This window comes from Ktedonosporobacter rubrisoli (genome assembly GCF_004208415.1).
GTDB classification, from domain to species: domain Bacteria; phylum Chloroflexota; class Ktedonobacteria; order Ktedonobacterales; family Ktedonobacteraceae; genus Ktedonosporobacter; species Ktedonosporobacter rubrisoli.
On the sequence record NZ_CP035758.1, the window covers coordinates 10,574,774 to 10,589,826 of the forward strand.

Genomic DNA, 15,053 nt, shown 5'->3' on the forward strand with positions numbered 1-15,053 from the left:
TAGAAAGGTTCTGAGATGGATATGCAACAACGGTCTCAACAGGCTACCATGCTCCTGGGCCTGTATGTGGATAATGGGGGAGTCATTCGCACGAAAGCCTTCCCAGCGCACTTGCTGGAGGAACGTCTGCAGACCGGGATCGGCTGGACGGTTGCCCAGCAGGCGCTGACGCCCTTTGATATTCCTGTAGCGCTCCCCGAGTTGGGGGCAGTGGGCGAGTTTCGTCAGCAGCTCGACCCGCAGACGCTGTGCCTTATTCCCGCCTTTAAGGGGATGGCTTGCCTCATGAGTGACTTGCTTGATCTTGAAGGACAGCCCTGGGCGGCATGCCCGCGCTCCTTCCTCAAACGGATGCTACGTCGCTTCCAGGAACAGGGGTTGAGTGTCCGTCTTGGCATGGAGCATGAATTTTTGCTGCTTCGCCAGAGACCAGACGGTCCTGCGCTCCCAGCCGATGAGAGCCTGCTGGGCAGCCCAGTTGGGCTCTACGCGCATGCTGACTTTCTGGACGAGGTGCTTTCGGATCTGCAGAGTCAAGGGTTGGAGCCCTCCCTGGTCTTTGCCGAATATGGGCCGGGCCAGATAGAAATTGCGACGGAACCGCAAGAGGCCCTACGGGCGGCAGATCATATTTGCCAGTTCCGTGAGTTGGTGCGAGCACGTGCTCAGCTCCATCAACTTGTTGCCAGTTTTGCCCCCAAGCCCTTTCCCGCCTGGCATGCGGGCGGCAACGGGGCGCACATTCATATCAGCCTGTGGCATCAGCAAGTAGAACTGCCCGGCTCCAATGCGTTCTATGATCCGGCAGAGGCTGGCATGTTAAGCCAGCTAGGGCGCTCTTTTATTGGAGGAGTTCTGGCACATCTTGATGGTTTGCTTGCTCTCACCTGTGCCAGCGTCAACTCGTACCATCGCCTGCAGCCACAATCCTGGAGTTCTGCTTATTCGATCTGGGGTTTTGATAATCGAGAAGGGGCTATCCGCGTTCCTTCGCTCTTTTGGGGAAAAGAAAGCGCATCAATGAATATTGAGCTCCGATGCTCTGATCATAGCGCCAATCCCTATCTGGCCGTTGGTGGAGTGCTGGCTGCAGGGCTGGATGGGATAGAGCGCCATCTTGATCCGGGAGACGCAGTGCAATGCGATCCTGCCGCGTACAGCGAAGAGGAACGTCTGCAACGCAGGATTCGTCGCTTGCCTCTCTCCTTGGATGCGGCGCTTTGCGCGCTTGAACAAGATGCGGTTTTATGCGAAGCCCTGGGTGATCTGTTAACCACTTCCTACCTGGCCGTCAAACGTGAGGAAAGCAGGTACTGCCGGGAGCTGGCAAGCAGCGTGCAGGGAACGGAAGCAGACAAAGACGCAGCTATCGCTCAGGCCTATCTCACCAAATTTTAGGGAGGAGCTATTCCGATGAACACCCCTCACCCGGCTGGCTATTTTGTGCCTCTGGAGGAAGAGCGAGAAACAGCACGTCTCATCGGCTTTCATCGCTTTCTCACCGAAGCGTTAGGCGGGCTCTTTCCTGAACACTGTTCCTTGCAAGGGTGTACTTCCCTGCTCGATCTCGCCTGTGGCCCAGGAGGCTGGGCCCTCGATGTGGCGGAGCACTTTCCTCACCTGAAGGTGATCGGGGGGGATACAAGCCCCTCACGCATTGCGTACGCGCAGGCGCAAGCACAGGCGCGGCACCTCCCCAATGTCCAGTTCCAGGTGATGGATGTACTGGAACCGTTCCCATGGCTGGCGGCCTCGTTTGATCTGATCAACGCTCGCTTGCTGCAAGGCTTTTTGCCTGCACAGCAGTGGCCCTTCTTCCTGAAAAAGTGTACTCAGGTGCTGCGCGCAGGAGGGAGGCTGCGCCTGACCGAATGCGAAAATACGCTGACGACTGCCCCTACCTTAGAGCAGTTGAGTTTGAAGCATGCGCAGGCCTATCAGCGCGTGGGCTATAGCTTCTCGCCCTCGGGTACGGGGGTCGGCATTACGGTCGCGCTTGCCAGTTTGCTTCGCGAGGCTGGCTTGAGCCAAGTGCAGCAGCACGTAGCCGGAATAGATTTTTCTGCGGGAACGGCTGCGCACCCCTCTATGGTCTCGTACTTTCAAACCTTACTGCCGTTGGTGCTTCCCTTTTTGGTCAAGCAAGGGGTGCTTCAGGAAGAAGAAGGGCTGCAGATGATCGCCCAGGCCCTTCAAGAGATGCAAGCGACCAATTTTTCTGGACTATGGTATTTTCGCACGGTGTGGGGAACCACCGTTCAAGAGAAGGAGTGAACGGGGACGGTTCTCACATCATGCCTAGCAAGGCATGTGCCAAACGCGCATGTCACTCTCCTGGAGGTACTATGGAGACTGCTGTTGACACGAGCCCACAAGAGCAGCTGCCCTCGGAACGGATCGCCGGGGGCCTGCTGCCCAAAGTGCTCACCACTATGGACATGGTGGCCATCTTCGTGGGGATTGTCCTTTTTATTAGCAATGCCAGTATTATGACTGGCGCGGGACCGGCCGCGTATGTGTATTGGGTCTTGGGCTTTCTCACTTTCCTCATTCCTGGAGCTATCATCACGGGCCAACTCGGGCGTATGTTTCCCGGTGAGGGGTCCATCTATGTCTGGACGCATAAAGCCTTTGGCCCGCTCCTGGGCCTCTTTGCGGGATTTTGCGCCTGGTTCCCAGGGGTGCTTGGTCTCGTCGCAACGGGAGATGGAGCTGTTTCTCTTATCCAGTTGCTCCATCCAGGATGGCTGGCTGACCCCTGGCAACAGGGTGTAGTGATTATGCTGATCATTGCCTTTTCCTGCCTGCTTTCTATCCTGCGCTTTCGGCTTACGCAAACCATGGTCAATATCGTCTTTGTGCTCTATGGAGGGGCGATCCTGCTAGTTGGCCTGGCCGGGGTCCTGGCGCTGCTCCATGGTACGAGCACTCCTGTAGACTACTCCTTGCATAATTGGCTGCCTCAGCCAGCGACGTTGACTTTCTATGGGACGGTGATTCTAGGACTGCTGGGTATTGAAGTGCCCTTGAATATGGGGGTGGAAATCAAAGAGGCCCGAGCGGTGACCCGCTATCTCTTCTGGGGAGCCATCGTCATTATGGCGGCCTATCTCTTTGGAACCTTTGGAGTCATGACGGCGGTTCCCCTCAAAGATCAGGGCAATCCAGCTTCGGTAGCCGAAGCAGTCGTGCTGGGCTTTGGAGGAAGTGTGGGACCAGTGCTAGGGACCATCGTCAATCTGATTTTCATTGGCTTCTTTCTCTTTACTACGGCCGTCTTTAACTATTCGTTTGCCCGCTTGCTCTTTGTCTCCGGGCTTGATCGGCGCTTACCTGCGGTGATCAGTCGAGTGAATGCCAATAAGGTGCCCTGGGTGGCCATTGTGGTCCAAACAGTGCTTTCGTGTATCGTCACGATCCTCGTCTTTATTCTGCTGCCCCTCTTTTTGCAGGCACTCAAAGCAGGGGAGTTAGCCACCATTGTCTATGATGTGTTGCAGGCGACCTTGACCGTGATCTGGTGCGTCTCAATGACCACGCTGTTTGTGGATGTGGTCCTCATCCGTCGCAAGTACCAGGAGCAATTCCGCGCACTCCAACTGGTTCCGTCCTGGGTCTTTTCTCTCTGTGCGGCACTAGGGAGCGTGGCAAGCCTCGTGGGGATTATTGTGACCTTGACCAAACCCTGGACCCCCCTGGTATCGCTGGCGCAATGGCAAGAATGGATTGGAGCTCTGGGCGTCATCGCGCTGCTCTTCTTTGGAGGGATCTGGCTCTTTGGGAGAACACGTCCTGTGGCTGGGGCAGAACTCCATCCGCAAGAGGAAGCAACCACCTGATGAGCTGCTGCAGGAGGGATTCCTCCTGCAGCATGTTTCCCACAACGTTTGTATTCCTGCTGACATCCGGGAGGAGCACATCCCTGCTTCCCTACGAGGCGAAGAGGCAATGCCTGTCTTTAGACCTGATGACGAAACTTTATGTCTTCCTGTGAGAGGATGAGAAAGGTCACTTGGGGCAAGAGGACCCTCACGAGCAAAAGGCAAGGTGGCCATCTGGGAGGAAGCAGCTCGTTTCCCTGGAAGGAGGAAATCATGGCTCAAGGAGAAAGCCAACGCAAAACGCAAGAGAAGCAGCCAGACAGTGCTCCTCTGCTTCCAGTTGTTCCTAGAGCATCTCAGCGCTCCTCTCTCGTTATTGCCACGTGTCGGGAGTTCTATCATGTTGAGCAGCGATGCGCACGCTCGGTGGATGATGCCGCCTTGTGTTCCCTGCTGCAGCACCTGCTCGGCACCAAAGTAGAAGCCATCCCTTGGGATGGCGAACACTATGATTGGACGCAGACGCAAGCCGTCGTTCTTCGCTCAACCTATTACTATCATCTGCGTCCAAGGCAGTTCCTCGCCTGGGCACAGCAGATGGCAAGGCAGACCACCTTACTCAATCCTCTTGAGGTGATTCGATGGAACCTTGAGAAAGCCCACTATTTACGCGCCTTGGAGTCCCACGGAATCCCCATCATCCCCACGCTCGTCCTCACGCCTGAGGAGCCCTGGGATCTGGTCCATGTGCTGGAAGAACAAGGCTGGCAGCAAGCGGTGCTCAAACCAAGTATTGGAGCCAATTCCTATGCCACCCGGTTGGTGGATGCCAGAGACACACAAGCACTCCGTCATGTGCAAGCGACCTTACCAGCCGAGGCCGTAGGGCAAACCTTCCTCCTGCAGCCTTATGTAGAGGAAGTAGCTACCCGAGGCGAGATCAATTATGTGTTCGCAGGATAGTGGTCGCATGCGTTTCGGCGTGAACGGCCCTTTCGAGCCCAAGGACCAGATGATCTGGCTCAGGAGCCGCTCGTTCCCAATCCCCCAGCAGAGGAAATCGCCCTGGCCCAGCATATTCTGGCCACCATCGAGCGCCTGCTTGGCGTCCCCTTTCTGTTTGGCCGGGTCGATCTCGTGCAAGATGCAACGGGCAAACCACAGGTCATGGATGTCGAATTACTGGATGCAAGCTTACATTTATTGGAGGCTGGCAAGATAGAGCAGATGGCGCAAGCTCTACTGACGCGTCTTGGACGTGAAAGAGGGAGCACCGCTCCTGGACAACCTGTCTTCTCAGAGTGGGAGAGGAGAAAAAGATGAGTTTGCTGTTTATAGGATGCCCCCACCACTTTGCCAGAACGGATCACTCCTGTAACGTTTGGTGTGAATGAGAAAGGACTTGAAAAAGAAGGTATCCATCACCTACAGTGAGCTTACCAAAACCACTTCCGTTGAGAAGGAGCTCACGATGAGAGATGGAGATACCTTCGTAACCATACTGTATGTCATGAGTGATGATTTTTGCCAGTCCCAATTTCCAGAAGAACAGGGGCGCCCTGGACCACAAGCTGCACTTTCTTTGGCCGAAGTGATCACCCTGGCCATATTTGGGCAATGGGTAAACTTCCCCAGTGAGAGGGCCTTTTATCGCTACGCAGAGCGTCATTTGAGAACTGCTTTCCCAGCTTTGCCGCATCGGGCGCAGTTCAATCGGCTGATGAGAACCCATCGCGAGGCCATCACGGCGTTTGGCTCGCATCTGGTGCAAGCTCTGCAAACCCAGCGGTGTGACTATGAGGCCCTGGACAGCACTGCTGCCGTCACGCGTGATGCGAAATGACGAGGGACGGGCTGGCTGGTCAGGCTGATAGTGGCTCGTGCAATCGGCTGGGCTGGTATGAAGGCTTTCACCTGTTGCTCGCTGTCAACCCTACAGAGGTCATTACCGGATTTGGCTTTGGTTCTGCCAGTACCCATGACCAATCGTTGGCCGAGACGTTGTTTGCTGCCCGCCGAGACCAGAGCCTGGGTCTCACAAGCGCCGGAGAGCTTGCACAAGCCCCCTATGTTGCTGACAAAGGGTTTGCTGGAGAAAAGCCTCACCGGCGATGGCGCGCACAGAGCCGGGCAGAGGTGAGAACGGTCCCTCACCAAACCAGTCGGCTTCGTTGGCCTAAAGCCCTGCGGCGTTGGGGAGCGAGCCTGCGACAGATCATTGAGACGGTCAATGACAAACTGCTCAACACATTTCGCCTGGCTCGTGAGCGACCGCATGATCTGACTGGATTTCAAGCTCGCTTGGCAGCCAAAGTCAGCTTGCACAACTTTTGTATGTGGTTGAATGGGTATCTGCAACGGCCTCCGTTGGCTTTTGCTGATTTGATTGACTGGTAAATGGGTTTTCATAACTCACACCAAACGTTGTAGTTAACCCCGTCCAGGTATTGGAGAATGCGAGCGATTTGCCGATGCGTCAGATCGGCACTACTCCCCTGGTTAGGCCAGTTGTCGCGTGCCGCCGTCGCGTACTCTAGCACCTTTTCGCTGTTGCGAGCCAACCAGATATCCAGGCCGCCTGAGAGCTTGAGCGCTTAGAGATTGGGATCTTGGGCGAGCAGGTGGCGCAGATGGGAGATGAGGCTATAGTGGTTTTCGTCCCCTGACGTCGGGGTCGCAGGAATGTTCTCGCTCTAGCGCCAGTGGGCCTGATCCAGCGATGGAGTGGCCGGGTTCGTCGAGCCATCCTCTTCAGTAATGCAGAAGCCGCTATACGTTACCAGGAGGTCGGTATGACTAGGATCGCTATAGGTCAGTTGAGCGACTCCATGAGTGAGTGCCAACCGTCCCAGCAGAATTGGCTTCATTTCGTCTCTGGTTTGGTCTGGCAAGAGCCAAGCGTAGAAGGCGTTTCCTGGTGCTGGACTTTTCAGTGCGTGAAGCGTCACCGTTACGCCGTCGTTAATGCCTTGTGCACTGTTGGGACTGAGTTGCCTACTCGAAGAGAACACAACCTGTCCCACCGGTGCTAGGGCAGGAGGTGCGGCAGGTATGAGTGTGCTCGTTTGAGAAAATGTCCACAGGAAAGGGAGTAACAGCACGACCGACAGGATGATTACTGAGATAATGAGCACGACCACAGCTATGGATCTATAACGAGGCTGCTTCCAGATTGGAGCCGCTGGTGGAAGTGGAGTTGTCTGGTTCTGAGTGCGAAAGCCTTCGCTGTAGGATGGAACCTGAGAGGTGCCCTTCTGTAGAGGCTGGAGGGCCGCCAGATCAAGTGCTCCAGTGGTTTCATACTCCTGAGTTGGCGGTAGATATGGTGGATATTGGGCCTGCTCTACTATCGCTTGATCCTGCGAAGAGAGCGAGCGGCTGGTACGATCTCTATTCATATATCTTACTCTCTCTCGGCTACGGTAGCAGTATGCGTGAGATGCATAGCGTATCTTCGCGTATTACTTGGCTCTTTTCATCTGAGCCAAGTACCTCCAGTTGAGGAGGAGAAGCTGATATTCCCGGCGAAAAAGCCGCTCATCCGCTTCACTCACGAAACTTGTGCGAAAGATGCTTGTGTTTGTAATAGGCTCTGAACCAACACCTCGGCCAACCTGTCGGCCAGGCAGGGAGCGAGATCGAAGTACATGAGTGCCGAGCCAGGTATTCAGATGCGCCTGGCCGAGGGCGAGGTGCTCCCGGTCCTCTGCCAAAGCACCGTACGCATTGGCTCCTACTCACCGGCTTGAGCATGATACGCTGCCAGTGGTGCTCCTGCATGATGGGGGCGAGATCGGTGGGAGTGCCAGCGGAAAGCCAGTGGGTAGGAATGATCGGGATGCTCTTGCGCTCCAGATCGTGCAGATACCACTTGTGGGCGTTCCAGCGCACTGCTCGCAGGGGATTGCACAACTTGCTGTGCCGGGCCACCATCTCGGCCCAATGGAGAAAGCGCTCCAAGTGCAGGTAGTAGTCCCAGGTGGAGCGGATCACCACCTGGCCCGCCTTGCTCCGCTCCACGCCAGGGTCGTCCCAGGCCGCCACTCCTGCAGTGATACCCCGACGCCGCAGGGTCGTCAGCAGCAGGACATCATCGGGGGCTACTGGCTGGCCGTCGTTGACCTGCCCTTGACTGCTGGCAAGAAGAAGACTTTTCATAGCATATGCTCACTTTTGCCCTTGTGTTTCCGTCCTCAACCACAGCTCTACTGCTTGGCTGGATGTATATTTTGGTTGATTTGCTTTCGTATGATTTTTCGCTGCTGGTAACATCCTGCCCGCACCCTCTCAGCCTGGATAGAGCCACCCGCCTCGGCGTGCTTCCCGAAGGCGCACAACGAGCCGTTCAAGCCCATACACAGTGCTATAGCGACTCCCTCCAACGCGCCGGAGCGGGACAGAAGGAAGCCGAGAAAGCCCTCGATAGCGTTGACAAAACACTTCAAGCGCGACGCGGCACGCCAGTCGGGCCAGAGGCGATTTCAGAGAGAAACGCACATCACGTGTTTCATCAAGATTAGCTGATGCGATCCAGGCCGTGACAACGGCATTGGCAGGAACATGCTGGCTTGCCAGAACAACCGCTCTCGTTGCCTTCTTGTGTATCGCCGGGAAAGGACAGCGTAAAAGGAGAACGAACTCAATGAAAGAGGCAATCAGAGCTGGTTCCTCCCGCAGCCGTACTGTGAGGCTTTTGTCCTCGTCGAGCATCCAAAGGGCATTGCCGATGAGATGACTCGTCGCATGTGCTCCGGCCCCCAGCAAGAAGGCTATACACCCAAACACATCCTCTTCCTCAAGACTCCTGCCACCTATTTGGGCCGCCAGGAGGTGGCTGATCAGATCATGTTCCTTAGATGCCTTTCGCCGTTGCGCACAGAGCGCGCGAAAATAGGTTGCCAATGCTGTAGGATATGGGGCCAGTATCTTCTCTCCTGCCCCCAATCCTTCTGACCAGCGCCGCAGTAACGGCCAGGTAGTGGAGGGAATGCCGCAGAGGGAGGCTATTGTCAGCAGAGGCAATGGAATCGCCAGCTGCTCCATGAGGTCGACTGGTTGGCCCAGGGGCAGACGCTCGTAGAGGGTCTCGATGAGTGGGCGTATCACCATTTCCAGGTGCTCAAGCGCTGGCTGCGTAAAGAAGGCATCTAGGACGCAGCAAATCGCTTCCTGTCGATACTGGCCTGTGTTGTTTGTTGGATAGTGTAAGATCTGTAGCGGGGTGAAGGGCAAAAACGTTTCCGTATCTGTCAAGATCTGCTCAACCTCGCTGGATCGGAAGGCATCCCAGATCTGCCGATCTGCATGGTAATAGACTGGCATCGTGAGCCGCATGGTACGATACCAGTCAAATGGGAAGAGCGCCACAGCGTCTTCGCCTTGTGGTGAGAACGTTCTTTTTCGTTCCATCGCCCGAAAACCTCTTTCTTGCTACTATTGCTGAGAGGAACAGGTGATACCGCGCTACCAGGGCGCAGAATGCTCAGGTTCCGAAGATACCTCGACTACATGACTGCACAGTTTGAGGGCTTCATCCGACGGTCGGATCGTCAGCAACCAGACAAGATCTGAGAGCCGCCAGTGGTGAATGGAGCCAGTGGTACTCTCAGACTGGACAATATCAGGGGCAATCATTTGCCCCTTTATCACCGTCCCCGACCGACGATATACCCCATCCTGGTACCCGAAGTATTCGCTCCACAGCACACTGGAAAAAGCAACCTTCACGGTGTTTTTTCCAGCGATGCACTCAAATTGTGGCTCTCTGCTCGCCGACGCGTTGATGGACTCTGTTTCTTCTCTCTGCTTCGTTTGCTGCATCTTTGCTTCCTCTCCTTTTAGGCTGTTGCCCATACACATCCGAGGAGGGCCCTCCGCTACGTAAGCTGTCATGAAGTGCAAGGTAGCGCTTACGAGAGGCAGAAAGCGTATCATGTTTCATTGCCGGTTCCCAAAAAAGGACAGATCCGGCACTCGTCGGAGAAAATCAACGAACTACCGCCTGTTTCGCCTCTTTTGCAGATGAAAAGCGGGCAAGCTCTTGCTCCAACCTGGGAATCGGTCCTCGGTGAGCCAGAAAAAGCGAATGAAACAGGATCTATCACCTAGTAATCTGCTTATGCCCGCTACTTTGCGTCCCATGACAGCTTACGTAGCGGAGGGCCATCATGGTCAGTACCCGGTCATATAGCTTACCGGGAAGCAAGCACCGCCCCTTGCCACTTCGAGAGCGAGGATCTTGATCAGGGAGAGTCATCAAGAGCACCTCTCTGGTATGAGAGCGGTATCCATCACGCCCTCAGTGATAGCGTATCTGCACATAACACAGACAGCCTCAAATCGCGCTCGCTCATTGTCTCTGCACATCTGAGAGCAGTTGCCGAGGCGTCATCTTCCTACCGCCTCTGGCACAGAAAACCTACTCTCTGCTCTTGCGCATACCCCTCTGAAAAACTCTAGGAGCATCTCAGAAGAGATTTCTTCGTGCGTGGAGTATCATGAAAGTGCTTCCTCTCTTTGTTACCCTCCCGTGACGTTTAGCTCTTTCTCCCCCATACGGTCAAAAAGTGCTGAAGAGCATGGAAATTAGGGAAACTCATTTCCCGCTGCACTCGCTCACCCAGAGAAAGAGCAGCTTCCTGTGTGATAAGGCCCAGCTCGATCATCTGCGGAAGCCATTTCCTCGTCCAAAGCATGAGGTCTCTTTTCCAATCCTCATGCATAGGAACGCCATAGGAGTAGTTCACAATATGTGGCACAGCACTACTTTCTTGGAAGCCAGCCGCGGTGATCATTGGCTCCAGCTCACACAGCCAATTCACCGGATTCTGTCCTCGTTGCCGGAGCAAACGTTGACAGAGCATATTCCACTCTTCCATCGTAGGAGCATTGGATTGTGCTAACTCATATTCTGTGATCCGAATGTAACCGTGCTTCTGCAAGAAACGTTTACATTCTTTCAAGAGTACGGGCCACCGCTCAGTGCATAAAAACAAACCGATAAACTGGATACTAACCAAGTCAAATGATGCTTCATTAAAGGGAAGCTGCTCAAGATATGAAGGAACACACAATGCATGTGCATTCGCTACTTGCTTCTCCTGAAATCGCTTATTCGCATGGCAAATCATGAAGGGTCGGGTATCAATACCTGTTACCTGAGCTTCCTGATACGTCCTTGCAAATTCCAGCATCCACCCCCCGGCCCACAGGCGACTTCGAGAACCTTTCTTGGAGCAGGCTGCCCTTTGTCTGGGAGACCAGGAAGCAACCCACCCAGGCTGTGAATGAGCAGGGGGATTTTATTCGTGAGACGCGCAATTTCGACCACATTACTATAGGCCTGAATTTCGAGAGACATGGGGAACTCTTCATCCGCTTTTCTCAGTGCCTGCACTACAATGGTCATGTTCATACAAGGGACTCTTGGCCTGCCCACCCCAACGTTTCCCCTGCTTGTATTCTAACACGCTAGCGTAACCTTAGCAAATAAAGGAAAGGTTACAAATTTAAACTTTATAACGTTACTGGAGCGGGGTGCATGACTGTTTCCAAGTATCCCATCTCTCAAAAAGGGGCTATGTGATGCGCAAATGCTTGGGTGGCGAGCTTTAAAAGGACCAGGTTGGCTAAATTATCACGAGCTTGCAGCGCAAACGTGTCGAGAATGCCTCTCCCTAACGGCTCGATGGTCGGATCCCAAAGGCGAATCTCCTCTTCAGTCAAGTTCCAGAGCAGGTGCTTCTCTTTTTGGATCGTCCCTGCAAATCGCACTGACCCAAGATCGCCAAAGGCAAACCAGTGATCAGGATAGAGTACACCGAGGAAGCGGAAAGGCGTAAAGAGGAAGGCATGGGGCGGGATAGACGGGTGAAGAGGCAACCCACAAGGCAGAACGGGTTGACCTGGGCCATTCTGCTGCCAGACATACATATATGGTTCACAAGTATGTGAGCCAGGGGGAAGCCACCCTTTCTGGTGTCTCGTGTCAGCCAACCGCATCATCAGGACTGCAAGCGCTGTTTCTACGGCGATATGTTCATCATTCTCTTCGGCGGTACGAATAAACCCTCGTCCTCGCCAGCGCGAAACAGTCATACCACTCACTTTGGCTCTCTTCTCTACCAGAGGCGTTTTCTGGTAGAGAATATCAACAAACTCTTTCGTCGTCAGCTTCTCGTGCCCTTCCAGCGCGGACCGCAGTGGCTTTTCTGCCTCAATGCGCAAATCAGCTATTTCTCGAATCAGAGGACTCCACCACCGCTGTATAAACCCCAATCGAAGCTCATTGATATGCTCCAGCGAAGAGGGGTGCGAGACATCGAGATCGAAAGGAATGGTAAACGTTGAAGGGATCTGCCGCTCTTCAGCGAGAAAGTGAACCATCGATTCTGAGAGAGGATAACAGGAAGGCGTGACAGATGTGACCAGAGATACCATAGGCAAAGACCCTCTTCTTCCGAAATGCTGTAGCGATTCTATCGTTAGTATAATAGACAAAACATATTTCTCCAAGTCCTCAATAGTTACAGAAGAGAAAGAAGTAACGTTCTTGGCCTGGGCATGTATGTTCCATAAGAGGATGTACTGGAGAAACAGGAGTGCTAGCGAGCTGAGATGCTCATGGGTATGCCATGACGGGAACGTAAAGAGATGCGAAAGAGTAATTCGACAGGCGGTGTTGGAGCGAGCTGAAGTCGATACTGTTGTGCAATAGTGACCAGGGCAAGCTGTACCATCATTGTGCCAAAGTATTTTGCCACACAGAGATGGGGTCCTGACCCGAAAGGCATATAGGCGATGTGTGGAAAGCGTTTTTCCTGATCGGTTGCAAAACGTTCAGGGTCAAACTCATCGGGATTCTCCCAGAAATCAGGATGGCGTTGGACTGCATAAGGAATGGGGATCATCAGGCTGTTTTTTGGCACATGATATCCTGCTATTTCGTCGTCTTCGACTGCGCGTCGTACAAGAGCAAAGGCAGATGGATAGAGTCGTAAAACCTCGTCGATGATCATATGCGTATAGGAGAGTCTGGGTAAATCTTCAATGGTTGGAAGACGACCTCCAAGTACGGCGTCGAGTTCTTCGGAAAACTTTTTTTCAACATCAGGATAGCGAGAAAGGGCATACCAGGTAAAGGCGAGGGTATGCGCTGTAGTGTCGTGACCGCCTAGCAAGAACGTAACCACCTCATCACGAACTTGTTTATCGTTCAACGGATGCCCATCCTCATGGCGAACTGCGAGTAGCAATGAGAGAAGATCATGGGCTGGTGTATGGGCTGCCGCTTTATACCGTTCGATCAACGAATAAATAATGGCATCGAGAGCCTGTACAGCGCGTTTCAAGCGTACGTTTCGTGTTGTTGGGATCGAAAGGGGAGGAAAAGGAAAGTTCATGTAGTCAGAAAGCAAGGGAACCATTGTTTGTAAATGATAATCGATTTGTGTTTGAATGCTCGTTTCCAAATCAATTGAGAAGAGGGTTCGTGCTATCGTCCGTAAAATAAATTTTCTCATTTCCTGTTCCATGTCAATGACTTGCCCACTCTTCACGTAAGCTTGCCATTCTGACAGGAGGCTTTGAGTTGTGCTCGTAATTAACGCATCGAAGAGAGGCATGTTTTTTTGCTGGAAAAGCGGTTGAAAGAGCCGTCTTTGTACACGCCAGGTCTTTTCATCATCATTGGTGAATAAGCCTTCCCCCATAAGTACCTTTACCCCCTGGATCACTGAAATGCGTTTATCATACTTGGCAGGATTTTGCATGACATATTTTGCATGATCGGGATGATACAGAAGAATCGCCAGCTGGGAGAGGAGAAATCGCGTCGAGACGACATCGCCGTAATCGCGCCAGCAACCAAGTGTGAAGCCAATAGGATCTTTTTGCATGGTTACTACACTCCCAAGGAGTGGGCTGCGTGGCCCTGGTGGGAGGGAACGTGTCTGTCTCATCCGACGAAAATGCTCCTCAGAAGCGAGTTATGTAATCCAGGTGGCAGTGAACTGACAGGGATACTTCTCTGCATGATGTTACACGCTCCTTCTCCTTCATCTCTCCATATTGTAACGTGTTTTCGCCATTCGCACCAGAGAGATCGCAGGGAGATCTTTCTCCCACTAAATCGTCAGATGGTATACTGAGCACATAGCATCTTTCCAGGATGACCTTTTTGATCGGGACTTCTTCCGCAGAGGTGATGTACCTATGGACAAATCTATTGATCAAAGCAATAGTGGGAACACCTACGTTGCCGATCCCAACGATTTGAAAGAAATGGCCAGGCTCATTCAACAGGATAGAGCACTCAGGTCGCTTACTCCTCCCATTTTTACCGACGAAGAATGGAACCTGTTTCACCGGGTACTCGATATTGGATGTGGGCCTGGCGGGTGGGTGTTGGATATGGCTCACCTTCATCCCCATAGTCGGTTTGTGGGCATTGACATCAGCGAGCAGATGCTTGGATACGCACGAATGCTTGCACAAGCTGAATCGCGAGAGAACGTCGAATTCCTCAACATGAATGCCACTCAACCATTAGCATTTCCCGACGCATCGTTTGATTATGTCAACGGTCGCTTCCTCTATTCATTCGTTACTCCACAGCACTGGCCATTGTTGCTCCGGGAATGTATACGCATCCTCCGCCCCAATGGGCGCATTCTCGTCGCTGATTACGAAGCTGAATACAGTACCAGTACCGCAGTAGAACGCCTTTCCGCATTTCTTACCAAAGCCGGAACGCTGACTGGCAGGAGTTTCTCAGAGACGGGCCGTAGCTCTGGTCTATGTGTGGTATTACAAAACCTCTTGCGCGATGCAGGCTTTCAGCAGGTCGAGATGAAGCCATATTTCATCGAGTTTGCCCCACAAAACCCAGGCTTTAAAAACTGGCGCGATGATTTTCTGCTGATGTCGCACACCTTCTCAACATTTGTCGCTTCGGCAGGCTTCACCACCCAGGAAGAAATTCGCTCGCTGGTTGACCAGGCGCTGCAAGACTTCAACGATGCTCACTTCAGCGCCATCAGTTTGCAGGTGATCGCCTGGGGAGTGAAACCGCAGACCCAGGCCACAACAAATGCAGGGTGATGGTATATCACCCACGGTTTTTCAGAGAGTGTCAGCACAAGGAGCAACCAGACTGTCTGCATTGACATACAGCTCCTGGTGTAGCAGAGCGTGAGACAAAGGTTAAACGGGGGTCAGGAACGTCGGAGAGGT

Annotated in this window: 15 protein-coding genes and 1 pseudogene; 7 read left to right on the top strand and 9 right to left on the bottom strand. The window is 53.4% G+C overall.

Annotated features, from left to right (window positions below):
• Window positions 1–21 precede the first annotated feature (21 nt).
• The 6 genes from EPA93_RS45195 to EPA93_RS45220 all read left to right on the top strand — a co-directional run bounded on the left by EPA93_RS45195 (window position 22) and on the right by EPA93_RS45220 (window position 6,218).
• Entirely contained in the window at window positions 22–1,398 is a 1,377-nt protein-coding gene (locus tag EPA93_RS45195) for a glutamine synthetase family protein (RefSeq protein WP_165423819.1), read from the top strand.
• Window positions 1,399–1,413: 15 nt separating this feature from the next.
• Window positions 1,414–2,274, top strand: a complete 861-nt coding sequence (locus EPA93_RS45200; RefSeq protein ID WP_129893852.1) for a class I SAM-dependent methyltransferase — start codon at window positions 1,414–1,416, stop codon at window positions 2,272–2,274.
• A gap of 71 nt (window positions 2,275–2,345) precedes the next feature.
• Window positions 2,346–3,839, top strand: a complete 1,494-nt coding sequence (locus EPA93_RS45205; protein ID WP_129893853.1) for an APC family permease — start codon at window positions 2,346–2,348, stop codon at window positions 3,837–3,839.
• Window positions 3,840–4,094: 255 nt separating this feature from the next.
• Entirely contained in the window at window positions 4,095–4,784 is a 690-nt protein-coding gene (locus tag EPA93_RS45210) for an ATP-grasp domain-containing protein (RefSeq protein ID WP_129893854.1), read from the top strand.
• 508 nt (window positions 4,785–5,292) lie between these two features.
• Window positions 5,293–5,664, top strand: a complete 372-nt coding sequence (locus tag EPA93_RS45215) for a hypothetical protein (protein WP_129893855.1) — start codon at window positions 5,293–5,295, stop codon at window positions 5,662–5,664.
• Window positions 5,661–6,218: a transposase gene (locus tag EPA93_RS45220; RefSeq protein ID WP_129893856.1), complete on the top strand. Its 558-nt coding sequence runs from the start codon at window positions 5,661–5,663 to the stop codon at window positions 6,216–6,218. The genes EPA93_RS45215 and EPA93_RS45220 overlap by 4 nt, the downstream gene beginning before the upstream one ends.
• 296 nt (window positions 6,219–6,514) lie before the next feature.
• Here the strand turns inward: EPA93_RS45220 and EPA93_RS45225 are convergent, their stop codons facing one another.
• The 9 genes and pseudogenes from EPA93_RS45225 to EPA93_RS45260 all read right to left on the bottom strand — a co-directional run bounded on the left by EPA93_RS45225 (window position 6,515) and on the right by EPA93_RS45260 (window position 13,780).
• The gene (locus EPA93_RS45225; protein ID WP_129893857.1) at window positions 6,515–7,219 is read right to left on the bottom strand and encodes a hypothetical protein; all 705 of its coding nucleotides are present in this window, start codon (window positions 7,217–7,219) and stop codon (window positions 6,515–6,517) included.
• A 148-nt stretch (window positions 7,220–7,367) separates the two neighbouring features.
• Window positions 7,368–7,979 carry an ATP-grasp domain-containing protein gene (locus EPA93_RS45230; RefSeq protein WP_129893858.1) on the bottom strand — a complete coding sequence of 204 codons (612 nt, stop codon included), beginning with the start codon at window positions 7,977–7,979 and terminating at the stop codon, window positions 7,368–7,370.
• 129 nt (window positions 7,980–8,108) lie between these two features.
• Entirely contained in the window at window positions 8,109–9,230 is a 1,122-nt protein-coding gene (locus tag EPA93_RS45235; protein WP_129893859.1) for a cytochrome P450 family protein, read from the bottom strand.
• Window positions 9,231–9,284: 54 nt separating this feature from the next.
• Window positions 9,285–9,641: a hypothetical protein gene (locus EPA93_RS45240; protein ID WP_129893860.1), complete on the bottom strand. Its 357-nt coding sequence runs from the start codon at window positions 9,639–9,641 to the stop codon at window positions 9,285–9,287.
• A gap of 716 nt (window positions 9,642–10,357) precedes the next feature.
• Window positions 10,358–10,684, bottom strand: coding sequence for a hypothetical protein (locus EPA93_RS50130; protein WP_242527264.1), 327 nt, complete (start codon window positions 10,682–10,684; stop codon window positions 10,358–10,360).
• A gap of 51 nt (window positions 10,685–10,735) precedes the next feature.
• A pseudogene (locus EPA93_RS51245) lies at window positions 10,736–11,014 on the bottom strand (class I SAM-dependent methyltransferase); the annotation flags it as partial.
• Window positions 10,975–11,235 carry a hypothetical protein gene (locus EPA93_RS45250; protein WP_129893862.1) on the bottom strand — a complete coding sequence of 87 codons (261 nt, stop codon included), beginning with the start codon at window positions 11,233–11,235 and terminating at the stop codon, window positions 10,975–10,977. The pseudogene EPA93_RS51245 and the gene EPA93_RS45250, both read right to left, overlap by 40 nt.
• 152 nt (window positions 11,236–11,387) lie before the next feature.
• Window positions 11,388–12,266 carry a hypothetical protein gene (locus EPA93_RS45255; protein ID WP_129893863.1) on the bottom strand — a complete coding sequence of 293 codons (879 nt, stop codon included), beginning with the start codon at window positions 12,264–12,266 and terminating at the stop codon, window positions 11,388–11,390.
• A 158-nt stretch (window positions 12,267–12,424) separates the two neighbouring features.
• Window positions 12,425–13,780 (bottom strand): cytochrome P450, encoded by a 1,356-nt coding sequence (locus EPA93_RS45260; RefSeq protein ID WP_129893864.1) that lies wholly within the window; start codon window positions 13,778–13,780, stop codon window positions 12,425–12,427.
• 253 nt (window positions 13,781–14,033) lie between these two features.
• On the opposite strand from EPA93_RS45260, the gene EPA93_RS45265 reads away from it, so the two are divergent.
• Complete coding sequence (locus tag EPA93_RS45265; protein ID WP_129893865.1) at window positions 14,034–14,921, top strand: class I SAM-dependent methyltransferase; 888 nt, start codon at window positions 14,034–14,036, stop codon at window positions 14,919–14,921.
• Window positions 14,922–15,053 lie beyond the last annotated feature (132 nt).